This window comes from Streptomyces sp. NPDC059718, from assembly GCF_042733315.1.
In the GTDB taxonomy this organism is placed as follows: Bacteria; Actinomycetota; Actinomycetes; order Streptomycetales; family Streptomycetaceae; genus Actinacidiphila.
Map to the genome: position 1 here is coordinate 14,450 of NZ_JBHWGA010000049.1, position 21,184 is coordinate 35,633.

Genomic DNA, 21,184 nt, shown 5'->3' on the forward strand with positions numbered 1-21,184 from the left:
GCGTGTCCCATCGCTTCGCCAAGGGGTCATGGGCCTATCCTCCGTTCGCCGGTGAGGGGGCGACGATCAGCAGCGCCGTGTCGTCCGTACCGGGGGCGGTCCGCAGGGCGTGTTCGAGGAGACTGTCCGCGACGGCGTCCACGCCCTGGCCGGCCGCCGCCACCAGGTGCCGCACCAGGTCGACCGCGGCCAATTCGGCGTCGGCACCAGGGGATTCGACGAGGCCGTCGGTGTACATCGCCAGCATCGTGCCCGGGGGCAGGGGGATCTCCGTGGTGGGGTAGTCGCCGTCCGGTGCGATGCCCAGCAGCAGGCCCGGCGTGAGGCCGAGGATCCCCGCACGGCCGTCGGCATGGCGGATCAGGGGCGGGGGGTGACCGGCGGTGGCCAACCGGGCGACGTGCCGCCGCAGGTCGATGTGGGCGAACAGGCAGCTGGTGAACAGACCCGGGTCCAGGTCGGACAGCAGGCGGTTGGTCCGGGCCAGCAGGTCGCCGGGGGAGGAGTGGGCGGTGGCATAGGCGTGGACGGCGATGCGGACCTGTCCCATGAGGGCGGCGGCCTGCAGGTTGTGGCCCTGGACGTCGCCGATGGTGACGGCCGCGCAGTGGGGCCCGCAGTGGATGAGGTCGTAGAAGTCACCGCCGATGTCACTCCCGTGGCCGGCCGGCAGGTAGCGGGCGGCGACGTCGAGACCGGGGACCCGGGGCAGTTCCTTGGGCAGCAGGCCGGCCTGGAGGGTGCGGGCGAGTTGGTGCTTGGTGTCGTAGAGGTGGGCGCGGTCCATGGCCTGTGCGATGAGCCCGGCCAGTGCGACGAGGACGGTGCGCTCGGACTGGGGGAAGGGCCGGGGCCGGTCGTAGGACAGGACGAGCAGCCCGACGGGGCGGCCCGAGGTGATCAACGGCAGGAAGGCCCAGGCGTCCCTGTGCCGGAAGCGCGGGGCCTCCGGGTGGGCGCGGTGCAGTTCGGCGAAGCTGGAGAAGAACAGCGGGGTGGCGCGGGTGAGGGCCTGGGCGGTGACGATGGCGGAGGTCAGGGGCGTTCCGTCGACGCGGGCCATGAACTCCTCGGTGTAGCCGCGGTAGCCGGCCAGGCGCAGGCGCCCGCCCTCGGCGAGAAGCACGACCAGGCCCTGGGCCTCGAACGCCGGGATGAGCTGGTCGGCGACCTGGTCGACCACGTCCTGCACGCCCACCGCCTCGGTGAGCCTCGCGGCCAGGTACATCAACTGGTACATGGCCGACGCGCCGACCGGGCCGCGGACGCCGGCAGGGACCACGGGCTCCTCGGCCGCGTCCATCTGCTCCCGCGGTGAGCCGGCGATGCCGACGCTGATCCCGGTGGGTCCCGGGTGGAGCCGGAAGGACAGCCAATGGTCCGGTGGGCGCAGGGCGGTGAACGAGGTGGGCTGCTTGGTGATGACGGCGGCACGGTACGCGTCCTCGAACGCCGGGCCGTCCAGCCAGATCAGCCGTTCCCATGGGCGTGAGCCCTTCAGGTCCGCGGCACCGACGCCCAGCAGGTCGGCCGCCGCCGCGTTGAGGAACCTGACCCGGCCCTCCAGGTCCAGCGAACAGCACCCGGTCGGCAGCCGTTCGGCGAAGTCGTACGCCGCCAGTGCCTCGGCCCGGCCGGGCTCCCGACGCCGAACCGCCCGCAGGATCAGCGCGTCCGCGCCGGCCAGGACGGGGTGGCCCCGGTCCGAGTAGTGCCTCAGCAGCCGCCCCGACCTGCCGCAGAAGATGCCGATCGTGTCCCGCTCCCCGGGGCTGAGGACCGGCGCGTGCCAGATCGGCCACAGCAGGCACACGCCGCCCCACATCACGTCGCCGTCCATGATCGGCGCCGCCGCCAGCATGATCTCGTAGGGCGCCACCAGCGCGACCCGGGGAAAGCGTTCCGCCAGCTCCTTGGAGTTCCCCACCCACACCAGCGACCGCTCCCGCACGGCCTGCGCCACCGGCGCCGCGTCGTCCAGGGCGATCCGCGCCCATGGGGCGGCGATCCGCCGGGACGTGCCGGACAACGCCACCAGGTCCAGCATCCGCTCCCCCGGCGCGAGCACGTAGAGCATGCCCACCGCGGTGTCGGTGTCCCGGACGAGACCCTCGAACAGGCCGGCGAAGCGCCGCATGCCGCCTGTCAACGGTTTCACGTCATGCCGGGTCACCGCGTTCGCCCCCGTCGCCGTCGTGCCGGGACGCGCGGGCAGGCCACCCGCGGTACCGGACCCGCCGAGCCGTCCGCCCGTGCCGCAGAGCCCCGCGGCCCCAACACCGCTCTGGTCCCATAAACGGACCATACGCCCCAAGGGGCACTACGGCATCCACGGCGCCGGTCACGGTGCGCAGACCCACGGGGGCAGGCCGCGTCCCCCAGGAGAGCCGGCACCCGTCACCGTACGGGCGGGCCGGACGGGCCTGCCGGCTCCGCGCACGCCCGCACCCTGCGTGCGCGGAACCTTCCACGGGCCGGTGCCGGACCGCCGCTACCGCATGCCCTCGGTGACGACGTCCATGTCGGCGCTGAAGATGACGACCTTCTCGATCAGGTCCCCGTCGAGCTGGAGGATCTCCGATCCCAGTGCCGACTTGCCGCCCGGGAAGCCGAAGTCCCAGGCCCAGTGGATGAATTCCCGGTTCTGGGAGTGACCCGTGATGAGGCCGCTCAGCGGCGGCGCCTGGCGCTGCACCGCGGTGATGTACGCGTTGATGGCGTCCCGGCCCACGATGACCTGGTCGGGCTCCATGATCGTGATGCCCTCGGTGTAGATGCCCTCCATCGCCTCGGCCCGCCCGGCCGGGTCCGGAGTCATCCAGACCTCCAGGTGCTTGGCTATGAGCACCCGGGCGCGGTCCGACCCGGCGGTCAGCGTCCGGTGGAGCCGGGAGATCCGCCCGTCCGGGTCCAGGGAGACCGAGACCCGTCCGCTGCCGGAGCGACCGTTGCCCCGGAGGTCCAGTCCGGCCTGGCTCCACGTGCCCGTGATGGAGCCGTCCGCCGCCACGGAAGCCGTCCACTGGTGCGTGGACTCCTTCCACTCGGCAGCCAGCGTCCGGTGGAGGTCGACGGCCGGCTCGCGGCCCTGGACCATGTCCCCGCTGTGCATCAGCACCACGTCCTCGGCGAAGACGTCCCTGAGGTCGTCCAGGTGGGAGTGGCCGCCGTCGGCGGAGTCCACGATCTCGAAATAGCGGTCGAGCATCGTCGTCACGCTTGAATTCCATTCTGTCTGCACGTGTCGGTGGCGCCGCACTGCAGGAGGGGCGCCCGGGGGCGGTGGCGCATCGTCGCGATCACGTTCCCGTCAGGGAGACGACACGGCCCGCACCTACGTGACAGATCAGGCGCCCGGGCTTCGCTCCGGGTGCTGGTTCCACCGGCGCAGCTTCTCCGGGTTGAGCACGGCCCAGACGTGTGCCACGCGGCGGTCGGCGACGTCGAGGCTGATGACCGCGGCCACGGTGTGGTCGCAGCGCACCACGAGTCCGGTACGGCTGTTCACGGACTGGGCGGTCAGGGTGGTGCGCGGGTGGGGGCCCAGCAGCGTCAGCAGGCTGCGGGTGACCTGCTCGCCGCCGTGCACGGACCGGACCAGTGTCCGGACCTTGCCGCCGCCGTCGAAGACGGCGATGGCATCGGGTGACAGCGCGGACGCCAGCAGCCCGGCGTCGCCCGCCGCGCAGGCTTCCCCGACGGCGCGGACGACCGCGTCGTGCTCCAGCGGGGCCGACGGACCGGAGCGCTGTGCCTGGAGCCGTCGCCGCGCTATGGCGGTGAGTTCCTCGTACCCCGCCTCCGGGCCGTCGTGCCCGGGGCGGCGGTGCCCGCCGGGCGTGACCGGGTCGCCCAGGCAGATGCCGCCCGCGGTCGTCGACAGCCAGGCACGGGGCGACGTGATGGCCGCGCGCTCCGCGTCGGACAGCGCGTACCACCGGCGATAGGTCTCGTCGATCACGCTCTCCGCATCGCTGCGGCTGCCCGACATACGGTGGGCGACATCCAGCAGATGCCGGCGCTCGTCGAGCAGCACCGCGATCGGCACCGCGTCGCTGGCCACGTCCATACGGCATCCTCCCTCTCGTACAAGACCACACAACGCGGCCGCACGCAGCAACCTCGTCGAAGTTCGAGGGTGTGTGGGAGTGGTCCGCGAGGCGGGTGTCTTCCCGGGCCTCGTCAGGGAGACGAGGTGGCCCGTACGGGTGTGACAGCTCGGCCCGAAGAGAGCGGCCGGGCGGACTTCGAGGAGTTCGTGGCCCATCGCGGGCCGCGACTGCTGCACCTGGCCCCGATGCTCACCCGCGACCGGGATCAGGACGGTCGCGGTGCGCGGCGGTCCCGGCGGCCGGCCAGTTCCCGGTCGTCGACGAACGTGAGCATGGGCTTGCCCTTCTCGCAGAGCATCACCACGACGAAACGGAGCGGTTGGTCGTCCTGGTTGTTGCCGTCCTGGTAGTGGATGACGTCGCCGCCGGGCTCCCAGAACGACTCGCCCGCCCGCACGACGCGCTCCGGCTCGCCCTCCAGCTCGAAGAGCATCTCGCCTTCGATGACGTAGCCGAACGCGGGACCGGTGTGCCGGTGCGGGGGGATCCCCGGATAGCCGGGCGGATACTGCACGAGCAGGGTCATCGCCTGGGGGTGTTCGGGGACGAAGGGCGGTTCCTGTTCCAGCAGCGTGGTGATGCACGATTCCCAGGGGACCTGGTCCGCGGCAGCCCCGGAGCGGCCCTGTTCGGGCCCGCTGGTGTCGTTGTTCGGCATGGTCACTGACCTCACGATGGACAAGCGCGCCGTGGACATCGGCAGCTCAGGACCCCCTTCCACGCTACTGCTCAGCCGGACGACACGCTCAGCGCGTCACGCCCGACGGGAGCCGTCACACCGGTGGGGGCCGCCTCACGGGGCAGAGAGTCGGCGGGCCGGCACCCGGACGGCGCCCGGCCCGCTGACGTTCCGTCACTCGGCGCATCTGGAGCACGTGTTATGCGACGGCGACGGACCTGATGAGCAGCAGCGCGATGTCGTCGGTGCGGGGGGCGGTCCGGCGCGCGTGGTCGATCAGGTCCGTGGCGAGCCGGTCCATGGGCTGGGGGGCGGTGCGGGCGAGGCGGGCGGCGAGCCCGGCCATGGCGTCGTCGATGTCGACCCCGGGGGTCTCGACGAGTCCGTCGGTGTACAGGGCGAGAACGGTGCCGGGCTCCAGGGGGATCTCTGTGGTGGGGTAGTCCGCCTCGGGGTCGATGCCGAGCAGCACCCCCGGCGGAACGGTGAGGACCTCCGTGTGCCCGTCCGGGTGGCGCAGCACCGGCGGTGGATGGCCGGCGGTGGCCAGGAGGGCCCGGCGTCGCGCGAGGTCGAGCCGGGCGTAGAGGCAGCTGACGAAGCGGCCCGGGTTCAGGTCGAACAACTGGCGGTTGGCCTGGCGGAGGGCCTGCGCCGGTGCGGCCCCGGCGAAGGCCTGGGAGCGGATGGCGGGCCGGATCCGGCCCATGAGGGCCGCCGCTCTGACGTGGTGGCCCTGGACGTCGCCGATGACCGCGGCCGCGGTGGTGTCGTCGACCCGGACCAGGTCGTAGAAGTCGCCGCCGATGTCCATGCCCCGGACGCTCGGCAGGTAGCGGGCGGCGACGTCGAGTCCGGGGAGGTCCGGCAGCGAGTCGGGGAGCATGGCCGCCTGCAGGGTCGCCGCGAGCTCCTTGCTGGTGTCGTAGAGGCGGGCACGCTCCAGCGCCTGGGCGATCAGCCCCGCGAGTGCGGTCAGCACGGTCCGCTGGTTGCCGGCGAAGTGGTGGGGCCGGTCGAAGGCGAGGACGCACAGGCCCACGGGCCGCCCGGAGGCGATCAGCGGCAGGTAGGCCCAGGCGTCCAGGCCCTCCCGGCGGGGCGCGCGCGGATAGGCGCCGAGCATCTCCTCGAAGGTGGCGAAGAAGGCCGGCACGCCCTCGGCGAGGGTCCCGAGCGCGGCCGGGGAGGTGAGCGCCGCTCCGGTGAACATCTCCGCGGGACAGGGGTTGTAGCCCCGGCAGCCGACGAACCGCAGGGCGCCGTCCTCGGGCGAGAACAGGGCCAGGGCCAGGGTCCGGGCGCGGAAGGTGGGAAGCATCTCGTCCGCGACGAGGTCGACCACGTCGCCCACGCCGACGGCCTCGGAGAGGGCGGCGGCCAGGTGCAGCACCTGATAGAGCTCGCCCAGGGCGATCGGCGCGCCGCGGGGCGCCGGCGTGCCGGGGCGCACGGCGTTCCGGACGCGGTCGGGACCGTAGCGCACGATGCGGACGCTCACCCCGGAGGCGTCGGGGTAGAGCTCGAAGGCGAGCCGCCGGTCCGGCGGGACCGTCGCCGTGAAGGATTCCGGCTGCCGGCTGACCACGGCCGCCCGGAAGCGGTCCTCGAAGGCGGGATCGGTGGACCAGGACAGGGCCTGCCAGGGGCGTCTGCCGAGGAGACCGGGGACGGTCCCGCCCAGCAGACGGGCCGCGGTGCCGTTCAAGTAGGTGAATCTTCCCTCGAGGTCGAGGGTGCAGCTGCCTCCCGGCAGGCGTTCGGCGAAGTGTGCCGCGGCCTGTGCCTCGGACGGCTCCCACTTCTGGGCGGGCGGCTGGGACAGGGTCCGCGGGGACGCCGCGGGAGTGACCGGGTGCCCGGCGTCCGCGGCGTCCCGCAGGAACCGCCCCAGGCGCCGGCAGGCGGCGCCGACCCGCTCGTGGCTGGGTCCGGCGACTTCGGCGGTGTCGCAGCAGGGCCAGAACAGCAGGAGCGCCCCCCAGGCCTCGGAGCCGTCGAGGACCGGTGCCGCGGCCACCGCGAAGTGGTACGGCATGGCGATCGCCGTGCGGGGGTAACGACGGGCGAGTTCCTGGGGCTTGCTGAGCCACACCAGCCGCCTCTCGCGCGCCGCGTCGGAGACCGGGACGTGGGCGGACAGGGCCACTCCGAACCAGGGTGCGAGGTACTCCGCCGGCATCCCCGTGGTCGCTTCGAGCCGCAGCGACCGTCCCTCGGGGCCCAGCAGGAACAGCGCCCCCGCGTGGGCGCCGGTGTCCCGCGCGGCGAGCTCCAGCAGCCGGTCCAGTTCCGCCCGGCATGTCGTCCCGGCGGCGTCGGCAGCGGTGCTCGCGTACGCCTGAGCAGCACCGTCGTCCGGTGTAGCGCTCATGACCCAACCGTACGTCCGGACCGGCCGGCCCCGCCCGGGACGCCGGCCGGCGGCTCAGCCGGCGACCCGGTAGCGGCTGGTGATCGCGACGCGGTTGAACGCGTTCATCAGCGTCGCCAGCCAGGCGACCGCCGAGACCTGGTCGGCGGTGAGCACGGCCGCGGCCGCTTCGTAGTCCGCGTCGCTCACGTGCCCCTCCGGCACGCGGGTGATCGCCTCCGTCAGGCGCAGGGCGGCGCGGTCGGTCCCGGAGAAGTAGCCGGCTTCCTCCCACGCGGGCAGCACGGCGATCCGGTCCGGGTTCTCGCCCTTCTTCAGGGCGTCGCGCGTGTGCATCCGCAGGCAGAACGCACAGCCGTTGATCTGGGACGTGCGGATCTTCAGCAGTTCGACCAGGAGCGGGTCGAGGCCTGCCGCGGCGGCGCCCTCCTCCACCACCGTGGACAGGGCGAGGAGCGCCTGGTAGCTGTCCGGGTGCTGCTTTCCGATGTTCACGCGCTGCTGCTCGGTCATGGATGTCCCCTCTGGGTGTCGTCGGCCGGGTAAGCCTCGTCGAAGGTCCGCCGTCACGCACGGCGGCGTTCCGTCCGGTGGGACGGGTCAGACGTGTGCGATCTTCGCCGGGTTGAGGACCCTGCGGTAGGCGGTGATCAGGCCGTCCTCGATCTCCACCGTGTCGACGGAGAAGACTCGGCCTGCGCGGCGGTGCAGGAGCGCGGGTTCGCCGCCGACCTCGACGAGGTCGACGCGGTCCGGACGCCACCGGAGCCACACCCCCACCATCAGCTTGGCGATGCGCGTGCCGCCGTGGACCAGCTTGCGCGCCGTGAAGACCTCGCCGCCGCCGTCCGTGACGTACACGGCCTCCGGGTGGAGGAGCCGCACCAGCCCGGCCATGTCCCCGGCCTCGTACGCGGCGCGGAACGCGGAGAGCAGCCGTTCCCGCTCCGCCCGGGACGCCCGCGGCGTCGACTGCCTCGCCTTGGCCACCTTGCGCCGCGCCCGCGAGGCGAGCTGGCGGGCGGCCGGTGCGGAGGCGTCCAGCACGTCGGCGATCCGGCTGAACTCGAGGCCGAAGACGTCGTGGAGGATGAAGGCCACGCGCTCCGGCGGGCTCAGTTCCTCCATGACGAGCAGCATCGCCGACCCGACGGACTCGTCGACGAGCACCGCCTCCGACGCGTCAGGTCCCGTCAGCAGCGGCGCGGGCAGCCATGGCCCCACATAGGTCTCCCGGCGGGCGCGCGCGGACTTCAGGACGTCGTACGACCGTCGCGCGGCGACCGTGACCAGCCAGGCCCGCAGATCGCCGATGTCGCGCAGATCCGCTCCGGCCGCCCGCAGCCACACGTCCTGGGTGATGTCCTCGGCGTCGGCCACGCTTCCCAGCAGGCGGTACGCCACCCCGAAGACGGCGGGCCGGTGCGTCTCCCACTCGCCCTCGAGCACCTCGGGCGACCTGGGCATACGCGTGAGACTCATGCTGGCGTGACCTCCTTCGCCCCCACATCCGGCAAAATCGAGATGTTTTTCATCCTGAATGAAGCTCCGCGGGAGCGAAGGGCGCCCGGTACGGGAAGCGGGCTCAGTCGCGCCCGAGCCCTCCGCGTACGTACGACCCCACCGCGGGAGCGTGCGCTTCGGCCTCCGCCCGTACGTCGGCGAGACTCTGCTCGGCCAGCGCCTTCCGCCAGGCCAGCTCGGCCCGCCCCATGGCGCTGTTCACCGCGCAGGGGCGGCGGAAACCGCCCGCCGGCACCCGCTCGCCGATCTTGCCGCAGCGGCGGATCTCGGCGCAGCGGAAAAGGGGGTCGTCCCCCTCGACTGCCAGGACCACGTCCAGCATCGACACCGCCTCCAGTGGGCGGGCCAGCCGGAAGCCGCCCCGCGCACCCGGCACGGATTCCAGCAGCCCCGCCCTGACGAGCTGCTGGAGCTGCTTGTTCAGGTAGGACGCCGACAGATCATGACCGGCGGCCAGCTGCGCGGTCGGAACCGGCTCGCCGTCCCCGAGCCACGCGAGGTTGAGCAGTGTGTGCACCGCCCACTCGACGCCCTTACCCGTTCGCATACCTGGATAATAAACATCCGGATATCGCCCGTCAAAGGTCATGCCCCCCTCGTGGAGCACCTCAGCGGTGACGGCCGCCCCCGCGGGGGGCGCCGGTCCGGCTGCGCACCACGGGGAGGGTCACGGCGTACGCGCCGAGGGCGGACGGGGTCACGACGGCGGCGATCCACGTGGTGCGCAGGCGTATGTCGCTCCAGGACAGGGCCGTTCCCCAGCTGTGGGGCAGCCCCAGCAGCACGGCGCCGGTGAGGAACGACAAGGTGGCCGACCAGACGAGGGCGGCGGCCAGGTGGACGAGCCGGCCGGGGGTGCGGTGGTCGCGGGTCCGCCAGGCACGGGCGAGGCCGTAGGCGGGGAGGACGCCCGCCGTGCCGGCGAGGCCGGCCAGGAGCAGCGCGCCGATGATGCCGCCGTGGTGGCTCCCGGCGAGGCCGAGGCCGATGACGAGCAGCGCCGCGACGGCCGTGCCGGCCCCCCACGCGGCGGGGCCCGCGGGGCCGGTACCGCGGCGTGTGCGCGGCACCGGCCCCCAGGCGTCACTTCAGGCCGAAGGCCCGGATGACGGTCTGCGCGACCGATCCCCCGGCGCGTGCCGTGGCGCTGGTCCGCAGCGACACGAACGCGGCCGAGGAGGGGGCGTGCAGGGTGGCCCGCCAGGATCCCTGACGGAGCTTCAGGTCCTGGCGGTGCCAGGACGCTCCGTCGTCGTAGGAGACCTCGAGCCGGACCGAGGACACCGCGTCCCTCGCGGACGTGCCGAGCACCGAGGGGATGAGCGAGACCTCCTGTGTCCGGCGCGCCCTGCCCGCGGCGTCGAGTTCCGTGCCGTAGTCGAGTTGGACCAGCGGCACGGTCCCGGACTGCGCCTTGCCCGAAACGAAGTCCCACTGCGTGTGGGTCTTCGACGAGTACGGGCTCTGCGCCGGATCACCCGCGGTGTCGACGACGAGGCGGTACGGCAGCGACTCGGCCGGCAGGTCGAAGGCGTTGACGTAGGCGCTGTCGGTCGTCAGCAGCGTGGTGCCGCCCTGGAGCAGTGAGGTTCGGGCGGTCATCGTCTCGGTTCCCGCGGAGCCCGTGTGCGGGGCGCCCGAGTCGCTCCAGCCCGGGACGACCAGCGAGAGGGAGGTGTCGTCCCGCACCTGGGAGTCGCCGTCGGACATGCGCGGCCGCAGGACCGGGCCGAGCCACCGCTCCTGCTGGACGCTGCCCGGCCGGTAGGACGTGGGACTGTTCGTCGCGCCCACCCAGCCGCTGACCGACGCGGTCTGCTGCCATGTGGCGTCCTCGCCCGCGGTCACCCAGTCGGTGCGCCGTCCGGGAGCCATGGGCTCGAGTGCGAAGGAGTACCCCGTGGCCCACTCGTACGCCGGGTAGTCCGTCCTGCGCTCCAGGGCCTGCTTGCCCCGCGGCTGGGCGAAGTCGACGTCGACGCGCGCCAGGCGGTCCGGGTCCGCGCGGTAGGCCACGTCCGGGGGCACGGCGCCCGCGTGGTACTTGACCAGGTCGTACAGGTACGAGGGGGACGGATGGGCCGCCACCCGGAGTCCGACCCGGTGCTCGCGCGCCGAGGCGATCCTCGCGATCAGTGCCTCGCCCTCGTCCTTGGTCACCGACACCACGGGCACGTCCGAGACGGTGGTGTAGTCCGGCGAGCCGTACCAGGCGGCCAGCCGCCCCACTCCGTCGTTGACCACGAGCAGCGCTCTCGCGCCCGCCGCCTTCGCGGCCGACACCTGCTCCGAGGGCACGACCTCGGCGCTGTGGCGGACCACGGCGACCCTGCCGCGGGCCGGTACCTTGGCGAACTCCTCCGGCGAACCGGCGCCGGCGAACACCGCGTCCGGCGTCGACGTGCCGTCGGGCAGGGCGGCGCTCCCCTCCTGGGCGAGCGCGTCGTCGATCCTGCCGCCGTCGTAGGACAGGTCGAGCGGCGTCTGCTGGGCCCGCAGGCGGGTGGCGAACACGAAGCTGCCGTGCCGTACCTTGGCGCCGGTCGGCTGGGCCCAGACGCTGTCGTAGCCCGGGCCGACGATCACGTTCTCCCTGACCGCGCCGTAGTCACCGGGGCTGGGTTCGGTGGAGGTGAAGGAGCGGAAGAAGTCCAGCCGGGTGTTCACCAGCGTGGTGGGCTTCGGTGTGACGGCCCGCACCTGGTGCGCCTTGGAGGCGTCCAGGACGACCTGCCGGTCCGCGGTCAGGTCCACCTCGGGGGCGCTCAGCAGGGCGATGCCCCGGGAACTGGGGCCGTGGGTGCCCACGACGTCCGCGTACGACACCACCATATAGGTGTCGGCGGGCAGACGCAGGGTCAGCTCCCCGCTCGCGGGGATCTCGTACGCGGTGGTGGACCTGCTGAGGGCGCCCTTGAGGTGGATCCAGCCGCTCATCGGCTCGCCCGCGCGGTCCTTCATGGTGATCCCGAGGTCGTACCGCTCCGGCTCGAGACCGACGCCGGCGACCGTGTGGGCGACCGCCGCACCGGTGGCGTCGCGGGCGACGACCTGGGCGGTGTGGTCGCCCCGTGCGAGGCCGGACGGGTCGGCGCCGACCTCCACCGCGGTGCTGCCGTGGGCCGGCACGGTGACCTGGTCGGCGGAGAGGGAGAACACGCCGTCGTCGGGCGCACCCGCCTCCACCGCGAGGCGCAACGTCAGCGGCTCGTCCCCGGAGTTGGTGTACGTGATCTCCTGCGTGACGGGGCCGGTGCCGCCGTTCGGCCACCGGAGGAAGCGGAAGACCGAACCGGTCGCCGTCACCCGGGCACGGACCGCGGCCGCGACGTCGACACGTCCCGAACCGCCCTGGTACGCGGTCAGGTACGGCGTCGCCTTGCTGGTGCTCATCAGGGCGTCCTTCAACCGGCTGCCCGGCCAGTCGGGATGCCGCTGCGCCAGCAGGACCGCGGCGCCCGCGACGTGCGGGGAGGCCATCGAGGTCCCGCTCATCGTGGTGTAGGGGCCCTCTCCCCCACTCGCGTACTGCGAACGGGCGGCCAGGACGTCCACGCCCGGGGCCGTCAGGTCGGGCTTGACGCCCTCGTCGCCGACGCGCGGTCCGACGCTGGAGAAGAACGCGAGGTCGTCGGAGGGGCCGACCGCGCCCACGGTCAGCGCGGCGTCGGCGGCGGCCGGGGAACCGATGGTGTACGGGGTGGACCCCCGGCCGCTGTTGCCGGCGGCGACGACGAACAGCGTGCCCGTCTCGGCGCTCAGAGCGTTCAGGCTCCGGCTCATCAGGTCCGTTCCGTCGCTGGGCTCGGCGCTGCCCAGGCTCATGTTGACGACCCTGGCGTGCTCGGTGCGCGCGGCCCACTCCATGCCGCCGATGACCCAGGACTCCTGTCCCTCCCCACGGTTGCCGAGCACCTTGCCGACCACCAGGTCGGCGCCGGGGGCCACGCCCTTCTCCTTGCCGTCCGAGGCCGCGCCGGTGCCGGCGACGGTGGAGGCGACGTGGGTCCCGTGGCCGCTGCCGTCCGGCACGTCCTGGTCGGGAACGAAACTGCGGGTGCTGACGATCCGGTCCCTCAGGTCCGGGTGCCCGGTGTCGGCGCCGGTGTCCAGCACCGCGACCTTGACGCCGGAGCCGGTGTCCCCCGACTCCCAGACCTGCGGCGCGCCGATCTGGGCCGTGGTGTCGGCGAGCGTCGCCTTCGTCCTGCCGTCCAGCCAGATCTTGTCGATGCCGCCGGTGAACGACGGGGCCGCGCCGGCCCGGCGGGACCCGCTGGTGTCCTGCCCGGAGGGGCCGGTGCCGCCCGCGGTGAGCGCGGCCCAGGCGTCGGCTGCTTCCGACCGGTCGGCCGCGAGGGCCGCGCCGCCGACGGAGGGCAGGTCGAGGCGGGTCTGCGCACCGGGCAGGGCGGTGCCGCCGCGGCGGAGGGCGGCGTGGTTCCCGCCGGTGATGATCAGGGGCAGCCGCGGGGCGTGCGCGTCGTCGTAGCCCTGCGCGATCAGCCCGGTGACGTTGAAGAGGCGCTTGTCGAGGCGGTCCGCTGCCACGTAAGCGAGCGCGTCGTCCGGGTAGACGTAGGTGTCGCCCGCCTCGGTGACGATGCGCACCGAACCGGCGGCCCCGGGACGGCGCTCGACGCTCAGCGAGTCCCGCCCGCCGCCGGTCCCCGGGGTGACGACGACCTTGTCCCCGGTGATGAGGGTCACGGTCTTCACCTGACCCCCGCCGTGGGCCGGCGGCCCTTCCGGCGGTGCGGCGGACACGGCCGCCCCCGCCGACGCGGGGCTCAGGAGAGTGACGAGTACGGCGGTGGCGGTGCCCAGAGCCGCCAAGCCCGTTCTTCGGGCCGTGGTGAACAGCACTGTTCCTCCTTGCGTTTTCCTGGGCGAATACGATCACATCCCTGAGATTTCGAACAGATCTTGACAGCCTCGAACAGAGAGGCAGCGCATGTCAGTTGAGGCGCCGTGTCGTGGAGCGGCGCTCGGGGCGAAGCGATGTGTCAGGTGCCGGTGCGGGGCGGGGTACCGGTGCCGCACATGCGCTGCGCGGCCTGCGTCACGTCACCGCGTACGCAGCGGCCGGCGCAGCAGGAAGACGCCGACGGCGGCGGACACCACGATCACGTACAGCGCGAAGACCACGCCCGCGTCCCGCAGTCCGAGCGCGAGGCTGAGCGCGCCGACCCCGACCACCGGTACGGAGATGCCGACGTAGGCGGCGACGAAGAAGGCCGAGATCGTCGCGCCGCGGTGCTCGTCGGGAGCCACCGCGCTCACGCCGGTCAGGCCCGCGCGGAACGACATCCCCTGCCCGAGGCCGCCGACCAGGGCCCCCACCACCAGTACCGGCAGGGACTCCACCACCAGCGAGGCCGCGACCACGGCCATGCCGGCCGTGAGCGCCAGGCATCCGGCCGGCAGCGCGCGCCGGACGCCCAGACGGCCCATCAGCATCTGCCCGGCGGTGGACGCGCAGAACACGGAGAAGACGACGAGGCCGTCGACGGCCAGGTTGTGCTCCCCGAGCGTCATGGCGAGGAAGCTCGGCGCCACCGCCGTGAACAGGCCGAGCATGGAGAAACCGGCGAACGCCGCCAGCCCGGCGGGGACGAACGCCGCCCGCGTCGGGGGCGGGACGACCATGCCCTGAGCGCGCAGCGGGGGACGCGGGCTGCGCACCGCCACGGTCTCGGGCAGGGCACGCGCGACAGCGCAGGCCGCCAGCAACAGCGCGATGTGCACCAGGAAGGGCAGCCGGAGGGGCCACGGCGCGTACTGCGCCAGGACCCCCGACAGCAGCGGCCCGCAGCCGAGGCCGCCCATGTTGGCGGCGGTGGCGGCGAGTCCCGCGCGTGCGCGCCGGTCCGGGGGCGCCAGTTCCAGCACCGCGGCCGTCGCGGCCCCGCTGAGCAGACCGGCCGAGAACCCCGACAGCAGCCGCCCCGCGAACAGCAGCGGCAGGCCGCTCTCGAAGAGGAAGCACACCGCGCTCAGCAGCGACAGGCCCAGCGCGGCGAACAGCACCGGCCGCCGGCCGAGGACGTCCGAGAAGTCCCCGGCGACCAGCAACGCGGCGATCACTCCGATCGCGTAGACCGCGAAGACCACCGTGACGACCAGTTCGGAGAAGCCGATCTGTTCCCGGTAGAGCCCGTACAGCGGTGTCGGCAGCGTGGTGCCCGCCATGCCGACCGCGAACACGCCCGACGCCGCGACGTACGCGCTCCGCACGCGGCGCTCCCCGGTGGCTTGCTTGATCACACTTCCACGCTAGCTGACGACCCGTTGGATCGGACGCTCCTGCGCGCCCCACGGCGTCGCCTTGAGAACGCGGAGGCCGACGTGCCAGGCTGACCCGCCATGACCCGCACACCCGGCCCCCGCCTCGACGCCCGGGGCATCGACCGCGCGGCCGGGGTGCTGCTCGGAGCGGCCGTCGGTGACGCGCTGGGGGTGCCGTACGGGTTCAAGGCGACCCTGCGCGAGGACCAGCAGCCGGGCATGATCGGCGGCGGTCTCGGGCCGTACCGGCCCGGCGAGTACTCCGACGACACCCAGATGCAGGTGTGCGTCGCCCAGGTCGCGGCGACCGGGGCGGACCTGCGCGGCCCCGAGGCCCTGGACGCGATCGCCGCGGGCTTCCGGCACTGGATGGACGGCGGGGCCAGCGACGTCGGCGCCCAGACCCGTTCCGTGCTGGGCGCAGCCGAACGGCTGCCCGGAAGCCCGGCGGAGGCGCTGCGGGAGGCCGCCCGCCGGTACGCCGCCGGGCACCGGCTCACCGCGGGGAACGGCTCGCTGACGCGCACCGGGATCGTGGCGCTCGCCCACCTCGCGGACGCCGCCGCGCCGGACGGCGCGGCCGTCGCCGCCGTCACCGGCGCCCTCCTCGGCGCCGCCCACGGCGTTCGGGCCCTGCCGGCCGGTCCGCTCAGCCGCCATGAACTCGCCTGGGTCCTGGACACCCTCGCCCACGACCTGATCGCGCCGACTACGGCTGGAAGTACTCCGACATCAGGTCGCTGACCCATTCCGGCTGCCTGACGTTCACCGTACGGAACTCCACCATCGTCGGCTTCAGGTCGATGACCGGGGTGCCGGAGACCGCGTCGAGGCCCACCACCGTCAGTTCGCGGCCGTGGACGGAATCGATGGCGCAGCACGTCACCCCGATGCGGTTCGGCCTGCGGGGGCCGCGGCCGGCGAAGACACCGACGGGCGGGAGGTCGGAGCGGCCGCGGTAGGGGCGGGGTTCGCGGTGGTCGTCGCTCTCCGGGAACCGGTCGAAGACGAAGAGGACCTCCACGTGGGAGAAGCCCTCCAGACCCTGCAGGCACGCCTCGCCGAAGCGCTCGTCGATGGTGATCGTGCTGCGGACGGCACCCCAGTTGTCCGTGTGCTGGACGTCCCTCCGGTCGTTCCGGACCGTTCCTATCGATGTGACCTCGAAGCTCGGCATGGCACGGTTCTATCGCCCGGGGCGGCGTCGTGCCCAGATGAGGACCGGTCCCAGGACCGGGTACCGGGGCCCTCCCCGCGGTGCGGGGAGGGCCCGGTGAGCGGCGGTCAGGGATGCCGGATCACAGCTGCTTGATGCGGATGTCCCGGTAGGAGATCACGTCCGTCGTGCTGTGGACCTGGAGGCCGATGTAGCCGGTGGCGTAGCGCCGGCCGTCGGTGCCCGGGTCCCCGGCGCGCGGCGGGGTGAAGACCTGGCCGCCGACGTTGTCGAACTCGTTGATGACGACGCCGTTGCGCAGGACCGTGAAGTGCTGGCCCTCGGCGCGGATCTCGTAGTCGTTCCAGGTGCCCTTCGGGGTCACGCCGGCGCCGCCGAGTCCCACGCGGTCGAAGCCGTAGACGGAGCCGGTCTTGTACATGTCGCCGTCGGGGCGGTCGAGGATCTGGATCTCGTGCCCGTAGTTGATGGCGACCCACTCGGGGCGGGACTCCTCGGGGTGGTCGTGGACGTCCGGGAAGCGGATGAAGACACCGCCGTTGGCGTTGCCGGTGCCCGGGGCGTCGTCGCGGAACTGGAGCTTGAGCGAGAAGTCGCCGTACTTCCGCTCCGGGAACCACAGCATGCCCATGCCGGGGACGGTCGTGCTGCTGGTGATGGCGCCGTCGCCGGAGAGGGTGAAGCGGCCTCCGCCGACCTGCTCCCACTTCGCCAGGGAGGCCTCGGTGCCGTCGAACAGGTCGCGGTAGCCCTGCGTCTGGCCGGGCTTGCCGATCTTCGACTGCTTGGCGGCCTTGGTGATCTTGTTGAACTCGCGCTGGTCGATGACGTTGTCGGCGAGCAGCCGGTCGAGCACGCCGTCGACGTGCTTGAGGAACAGGGCGTGCGAGGACCAGTCCTTCTCGTCCTCGATCAGCTCGTTGATGGTGCAGCGGCTGCGGGTGAGCCGGTTGGGCACACCCGAGTCCACGGTGCCGACGATGACGGTCAGCCGCTCGTCGTACTCGGGGCAGTTGGGCGCCGGGACGCCGCCGCCCTGCGCGATGGTGAAGGTCACCTCGCGCGCCGTGGCCGTGTTGCCCGCCTTGTCCGTGGCCCGGTAGGCGAGCGTGTGGGAGCCGATCCGGTCGACGATGACGGGGGCGGAGTACACGAGGTACGGGCCGCCGTCGAGGGAGTACTCGATCCGGTCCACCCCGGAGCCCGCGTCGGTGGCGGTGACGGTGACCTTGGCGCTGGTGATGTACGCGCCGCCCGAGTTCTTGGTGCCGCTCACGGTCGCCGAGGTCTCCGGCGCGGTGGTGTCCTGGGTGGGCGGCGCCACGACGGTGAACGCGACGGACTTCTCGGCCGCCGCGTTGCCCGCCTTGTCGGCGGCGCGGTAGCGGACGGTGTGCGAGCCGACCTCGTGCACCATCACCGGCGCGGTGTACGGCTGCCAGGCGCCGGCGGCCCCGACGGCGTACTCGATGGTGTTCACGCCCGACCCGGTGTCGGAGGCGGTGACGGTGACCGTGGCCATCGTCAGGTAGTTGCCGTCGGCGTCCTTCTCGCCGCTCACGGTCGCCGAGGTCTCCGGCGCGGTGGTGTCGTCGGTCGGCGGCGCGACCACGTCGAAGGCGACGGACTTCTCGGCCGCGACGTTGCCCGCCTGGTCGGTGGCACGGTAGCGGACGGCGTGGGCGCCGACCTGGTCGACGACCAGCGGTGTGGTGTACGGCTGCCAGGGGCCGTCCTGGCCGAGCGCGTACTCCACCGTCCTCACACCGGATCCGTCGTCGGTCGCGCTGACGGTGACCGTGGCGGAGCCGACGTAGGCGCCGTCGGCGTTCTTCTGACCCGTGACCTCGGCCGCCGTGGTGGGCGCGGTGGTGTCCTCGCCGCCGGGCTCGGTCACCGTGAGGATGCCCTGCATCTGGCCGTGGCCGGGGATGCTGCAGAAGAAGCGGTAGCGCCCGGGCGTGAGGGTGACGTCCACGGTGTGCCGGCCGCCGGTGTCGTCGCCCGGGTTGGCGAGGATGTTGACCGGGACGTCGTGGTTGTACTCGGGGTCCGACACGTCGAAGGTGAGCGTGTGCGGCATGCCGATGTCGTTGCCGGTCGCCGCGCTGTTCTCGAAGACGAGCGTCGTCGGCCCGGCCACCGCGGTGGTCGGGAAGCTCGCGTACCGGTCGGTGCGCGAGCTCGCCGTCCAGGTGAGCACCTGGGCGGCGGCCGTGGTCCCGCCGGCCGCCGCACGGTCGTCGGTGCGCCCGTACGCGACGGTCGAGGTGAGCCCCAGCACCATCAGCAGCGCGCCCAGCAGGGCCGCCAGCGGGCGTAGAGGTCGCTGTCTCACTGTGCCGCCTTCCTGACCAGGTCCTGCGCGGCGGGGGTCGCCGCGCCGCCCGTGTACGTCACGCGCCACAGCGCGGACTGGGAGTCGGAGGTGAAGAAGCCGCGCCCGTAGTCGAGGACGTAGAGCGAGCCGTCCGGGGCGAACTTCCAGTCCATGAGGTTGCGGATGCCGCCCTGGCCGACCGGGATGATCTTCTTCAGCGACTCGGCGGTGACGGGCAGTCCGCCCTTGCCGACGGTCTTGGGGTCGGTCAGCACCGCGTGGCGCGGGTTGTCCGCGTCGTAGAAGTCACCGACGAACCACTTGCCGTCCCAGTACTGCGGCCACGCGCCGGCGCCCGCGGTCGTGGCGTCGTAGCGGTAGACCGGGCCGTCCATGGTGGCCTGGCCGCCGCCCTTGAGCCAGGGCAGGAGGTAGGTGGCCTCCTCGTTCTTGTAGCTGGGGACCCCATTCGCGTCCCGGGGGAAGTCGGGGGCGCCGCCCTGCGGGGAGTACCAGATGGTGTTGCCGGTGACGGGCGGGAGGTTCACCAGGCCGTCGTTGTTCGGCGACTCGTTCTTGGGGGCGTCGCAGTCGTACCAGCCCAGCGGCTTGCCCGGGTCCGGCAGGTTGCGGTCCCGGTAGGGCAGCTTGTTGCCCATGCAGAGCGGCCAGCCGTGGTTGCCCGCCTTGGTGATCGCGGCGAACGTGTCGTACTTCGCCGGTCCCCAGGTCGTGCTCGGGGCGCCCGCGTCGGGGCCGACCCAGCCCGCGTAGAGGATGTCGGTCTTCTTGTCGACGGAGATCCGCGCCGGGTTGCGCACGCCCATGACGTAGACCTCGCCGCGGGTCTTGCCGCCGCCCTCGTCCTGCTCCTCGCCGGTGAAGAGGTTGCCCTCGGGCAGGGTGTAGGTGCCGTCCGGCTCCGGGTGGATGCGCAGGATCTTGCCGTTGAGGTTGTTGGTGTTGCCCGCGGTGCGGCGGGCGTCGGCGAAGGACAGGCCCTTGAAGTTGGGCTGCGGGTTGTTTCCGGAGTAACCGTCGCTGAACCCGGACGAGTTGTTGTCGCCGGTGGCGATGTACAGGTTGCCCTTGGAGTCCCAGGCCATCCCGCCGCCGGCGTGGCAGCAGCTGTGGACCTGGACGGGCCACTTGAGCAGGACCTTCTCGGAGGCGAGGTCCAGCTTGTCGGTGGCGAGGTCCAGCGTGAAGCGGGAGACGCGCCGCTCCGCGACGTGCTTGTCGCGGTCGAGGCCGGAGTGCGGGGTGTAGTGGAGGTACACCCAGCCGTTGGTCTCGAAGGCGGGGTCGAGCTCGATGCCGAGCAGCCCTTCCTCGACCTTGGTGAGTTCGTCGCCGCCGCCCTTGTTACCGAAGACGGTCAGGGCGCCCGCGAGGGTCACCTTCTTCGTCGCCGGGTCGTAGACGTGGACCTGGCCGAGGCCCTTGCCCATGTCGGGGCTGTTCCAGTCGGTCACCACCGGGGCGCCGTTGGCGCCGCCGCCGCGGCCGATGTACAGCACCCGTCCGTCGGGGGCGACGACCATGCCGTGCGGTTCGCCGATCTGGTCCTGCTGTCCGGGCTGGTTGGGCTGGGTGACCTTCACCGCGCTGTAGTTGGCGTCGATCGTCGCCTTGCAGTCGGCGCGTGAGAGCCGGGTGGTCCACTGCAGGGCGCCGCGCAGGTGGTCGCGGAAGTCGGTCTCGGCGAACGACTCCGCCGTACCGCCCATCCCGGTGTAGAAGGACCGGCCGCCGTCGTAGTCACGGCACCAGGAGACGGGGTGGTCGACGCCGTTGGCGCCGGTTCCCGGCTTGTAGCTGCTCTCCCTGACCTTGGCGACGGTGTGCACCTTGCCGGTCGGGTTGCTCGTCCAGTTGAGCCACTTGTCGGGCCGCTTCCACTCCAGCGGCAGGTCCTTCGTGGCCGGATGGATCCGGTCGGGGATCTCGACGACGGCGCGCTGGACGGCGGCCGGGTTGGTGGCCGCGGGCCGGGCGCCGATCAGGCCGGCGAACCAGTCGGAGTACGGTTCGGTGCGCGCCGCGTCGTGGATTCCGAGGAAGCCGCCGCCGGCCTCCATGTAGGCCTCCAGGCCGGCCTCCTGCTCGGGGTCGAGCACGTCGCCGCCCCCGGTCAGGAAGACGACCGCGTTGAAGGTGCCCAGGCGCTTGGCGTTGGTGAAGACCGAGGCGTCGTCCGTGGCGACGGTCTTGTAGCGCTGGGCCGCGGGCCCGGACAGGCCGATCGCCTCGATCGCCTCGATGCCCGCGTCGACGGTCGGGGACTCCTCGGTGGCCGAGGCGTGGAACACCAGGACCTTGACGTTTTTGCCGCCCGGTGGGGACGGCAAGGATAACGTTGTCGGGGATAACGTCGTCGGCGCCGGCTCCGGATACGGTCTGGCCGATGCGGTGGTACCGCCCAGCAGGGATGCCGCCAAGGTCCCGGTCACCAGGACAGCGGCCGCGCCTCGCCGGGATCTCGACCGGTGATGTGGTGCGCTCTGCATCGTTCACCCACCCTCTTAGGTCACAGCAACAGCGCCTGAAGCTAGACGGCTTTTGACGGTCCGCCAATAGCTATGGACGGAATCTCACCAACTTTGTCCCGAGTGTGGATAAACGGAGATCGCTGGTCTACCGTGTGGCCGTCCCCGGGGACCCTCGCGCCCCGACCGTCTCCTCACGGCACTGGAGAGACCGGTATGGC

The 21,184-nt window shown here is 72.6% G+C and carries 15 protein-coding genes; 1 reads left to right on the forward strand and 14 read right to left on the reverse strand.

The features are described 5' to 3' along the window. Positions 1 to 34 precede the first annotated feature (34 nt). The 11 genes from ACFV3E_RS37420 to ACFV3E_RS37470 form a co-directional block, all read right to left on the reverse strand. Positions 35 to 2,158, reverse strand: coding sequence for a SpoIIE family protein phosphatase (locus ACFV3E_RS37420; RefSeq protein WP_500539549.1), 2,124 nt, complete (start codon positions 2,156 to 2,158; stop codon positions 35 to 37). 333 nt (positions 2,159 to 2,491) lie between these two features. Then, entirely contained in the window at positions 2,492 to 3,217 is a 726-nt protein-coding gene (locus tag ACFV3E_RS37425; RefSeq protein ID WP_500539551.1) for a nuclear transport factor 2 family protein, read from the reverse strand. A 129-nt stretch (positions 3,218 to 3,346) separates the two neighbouring features. Further along, a complete protein-coding gene (locus ACFV3E_RS37430; RefSeq protein ID WP_500539553.1) occupies positions 3,347 to 4,069 on the reverse strand; it encodes a sigma-70 family RNA polymerase sigma factor family protein in 723 nt (240 codons plus the stop codon). Between the two features lie 248 nt (positions 4,070 to 4,317). Continuing rightward, positions 4,318 to 4,770, reverse strand: a complete 453-nt coding sequence (locus tag ACFV3E_RS37435; protein WP_500539630.1) for a cupin domain-containing protein — start codon at positions 4,768 to 4,770, stop codon at positions 4,318 to 4,320. Between the two features lie 220 nt (positions 4,771 to 4,990). After that, positions 4,991 to 7,165, reverse strand: a complete 2,175-nt coding sequence (locus tag ACFV3E_RS37440; RefSeq protein ID WP_500539555.1) for a SpoIIE family protein phosphatase — start codon at positions 7,163 to 7,165, stop codon at positions 4,991 to 4,993. A gap of 54 nt (positions 7,166 to 7,219) precedes the next feature. Beyond that, entirely contained in the window at positions 7,220 to 7,678 is a 459-nt protein-coding gene (locus ACFV3E_RS37445) for a carboxymuconolactone decarboxylase family protein (protein ID WP_500539557.1), read from the reverse strand. 87 nt (positions 7,679 to 7,765) lie between these two features. After that, entirely contained in the window at positions 7,766 to 8,647 is an 882-nt protein-coding gene (sigJ, locus tag ACFV3E_RS37450; RefSeq protein ID WP_500539559.1) for an RNA polymerase sigma factor SigJ, read from the reverse strand. A gap of 103 nt (positions 8,648 to 8,750) precedes the next feature. Then, positions 8,751 to 9,236, reverse strand: a complete 486-nt coding sequence (locus ACFV3E_RS37455) for an RrF2 family transcriptional regulator (protein WP_500539561.1) — start codon at positions 9,234 to 9,236, stop codon at positions 8,751 to 8,753. A gap of 61 nt (positions 9,237 to 9,297) precedes the next feature. Continuing rightward, positions 9,298 to 9,759 carry a hypothetical protein gene (locus tag ACFV3E_RS37460; RefSeq protein WP_500539563.1) on the reverse strand — a complete coding sequence of 154 codons (462 nt, stop codon included), beginning with the start codon at positions 9,757 to 9,759 and terminating at the stop codon, positions 9,298 to 9,300. A 13-nt stretch (positions 9,760 to 9,772) separates the two neighbouring features. Further along, positions 9,773 to 13,399: a S8 family serine peptidase gene (locus tag ACFV3E_RS37465; protein WP_500539565.1), complete on the reverse strand. Its 3,627-nt coding sequence runs from the start codon at positions 13,397 to 13,399 to the stop codon at positions 9,773 to 9,775. Positions 13,400 to 13,756: 357 nt separating this feature from the next. Continuing rightward, complete coding sequence (locus ACFV3E_RS37470) at positions 13,757 to 14,956, reverse strand: MFS transporter (protein ID WP_500539567.1); 1,200 nt, start codon at positions 14,954 to 14,956, stop codon at positions 13,757 to 13,759. A 99-nt stretch (positions 14,957 to 15,055) separates the two neighbouring features. Here ACFV3E_RS37470 and ACFV3E_RS37475 point away from each other — a divergent pair, with 99 nt between their 5' ends. Further along, positions 15,056 to 15,721 (forward strand): ADP-ribosylglycohydrolase family protein, encoded by a 666-nt coding sequence (locus ACFV3E_RS37475; protein WP_500539570.1) that lies wholly within the window; start codon positions 15,056 to 15,058, stop codon positions 15,719 to 15,721. Here ACFV3E_RS37475 and ACFV3E_RS37480 read toward each other — a convergent pair. The 3 genes from ACFV3E_RS37480 to ACFV3E_RS37490 form a co-directional block, all read right to left on the reverse strand. Next, positions 15,687 to 16,154: an SAM-dependent methyltransferase gene (locus ACFV3E_RS37480; RefSeq protein WP_500539572.1), complete on the reverse strand. Its 468-nt coding sequence runs from the start codon at positions 16,152 to 16,154 to the stop codon at positions 15,687 to 15,689. The genes ACFV3E_RS37475 and ACFV3E_RS37480 overlap by 35 nt on opposite strands. 121 nt (positions 16,155 to 16,275) lie before the next feature. Continuing rightward, entirely contained in the window at positions 16,276 to 18,441 is a 2,166-nt protein-coding gene (locus tag ACFV3E_RS37485; protein ID WP_500539632.1) for an OmpL47-type beta-barrel domain-containing protein, read from the reverse strand. A 47-nt stretch (positions 18,442 to 18,488) separates the two neighbouring features. Continuing rightward, on the reverse strand, positions 18,489 to 20,984 hold the full coding sequence (locus tag ACFV3E_RS37490) for a ThuA domain-containing protein (RefSeq protein WP_500539574.1): 2,496 nt from the start codon (positions 20,982 to 20,984) through the stop codon (positions 18,489 to 18,491). Between the last annotated feature and the right edge of the window lie 200 nt (positions 20,985 to 21,184).

What these genes read in the sequence shown, in the direction of transcription:
- ACFV3E_RS37445 (WP_500539557.1), bottom strand. Translation starts at nt 7,678, where the DNA reads ATGACCGAGCAGCAGCGCGTGAACATCGGAAAGCAGCACCCGGACAGC.
- ACFV3E_RS37440 (WP_500539555.1), bottom strand. Translation starts at nt 7,165, where the DNA reads ATGAGCGCTACACCGGACGACGGTGCTGCTCAGGCGTACGCGAGCACC.
- ACFV3E_RS37475 (WP_500539570.1), top strand. Translation starts at nt 15,056, where the DNA reads ATGACCCGCACACCCGGCCCCCGCCTCGACGCCCGGGGCATCGACCGC.
- sigJ (WP_500539559.1), bottom strand. Translation starts at nt 8,647, where the DNA reads ATGAGTCTCACGCGTATGCCCAGGTCGCCCGAGGTGCTCGAGGGCGAG.
- ACFV3E_RS37480 (WP_500539572.1), bottom strand. Translation starts at nt 16,154, where the DNA reads ATGCCGAGCTTCGAGGTCACATCGATAGGAACGGTCCGGAACGACCGG.
- ACFV3E_RS37485 (WP_500539632.1), bottom strand. Translation starts at nt 18,441, where the DNA reads ATGGTGCTGGGGCTCACCTCGACCGTCGCGTACGGGCGCACCGACGAC.
- ACFV3E_RS37490 (WP_500539574.1), bottom strand. Translation starts at nt 20,984, where the DNA reads ATGCAGAGCGCACCACATCACCGGTCGAGATCCCGGCGAGGCGCGGCC.
- ACFV3E_RS37430 (WP_500539553.1), bottom strand. Translation starts at nt 4,069, where the DNA reads ATGGACGTGGCCAGCGACGCGGTGCCGATCGCGGTGCTGCTCGACGAG.
- ACFV3E_RS37435 (WP_500539630.1), bottom strand. Translation starts at nt 4,770, where the DNA reads ATGCCGAACAACGACACCAGCGGGCCCGAACAGGGCCGCTCCGGGGCT.
- ACFV3E_RS37455 (WP_500539561.1), bottom strand. Translation starts at nt 9,236, where the DNA reads ATGCGAACGGGTAAGGGCGTCGAGTGGGCGGTGCACACACTGCTCAAC.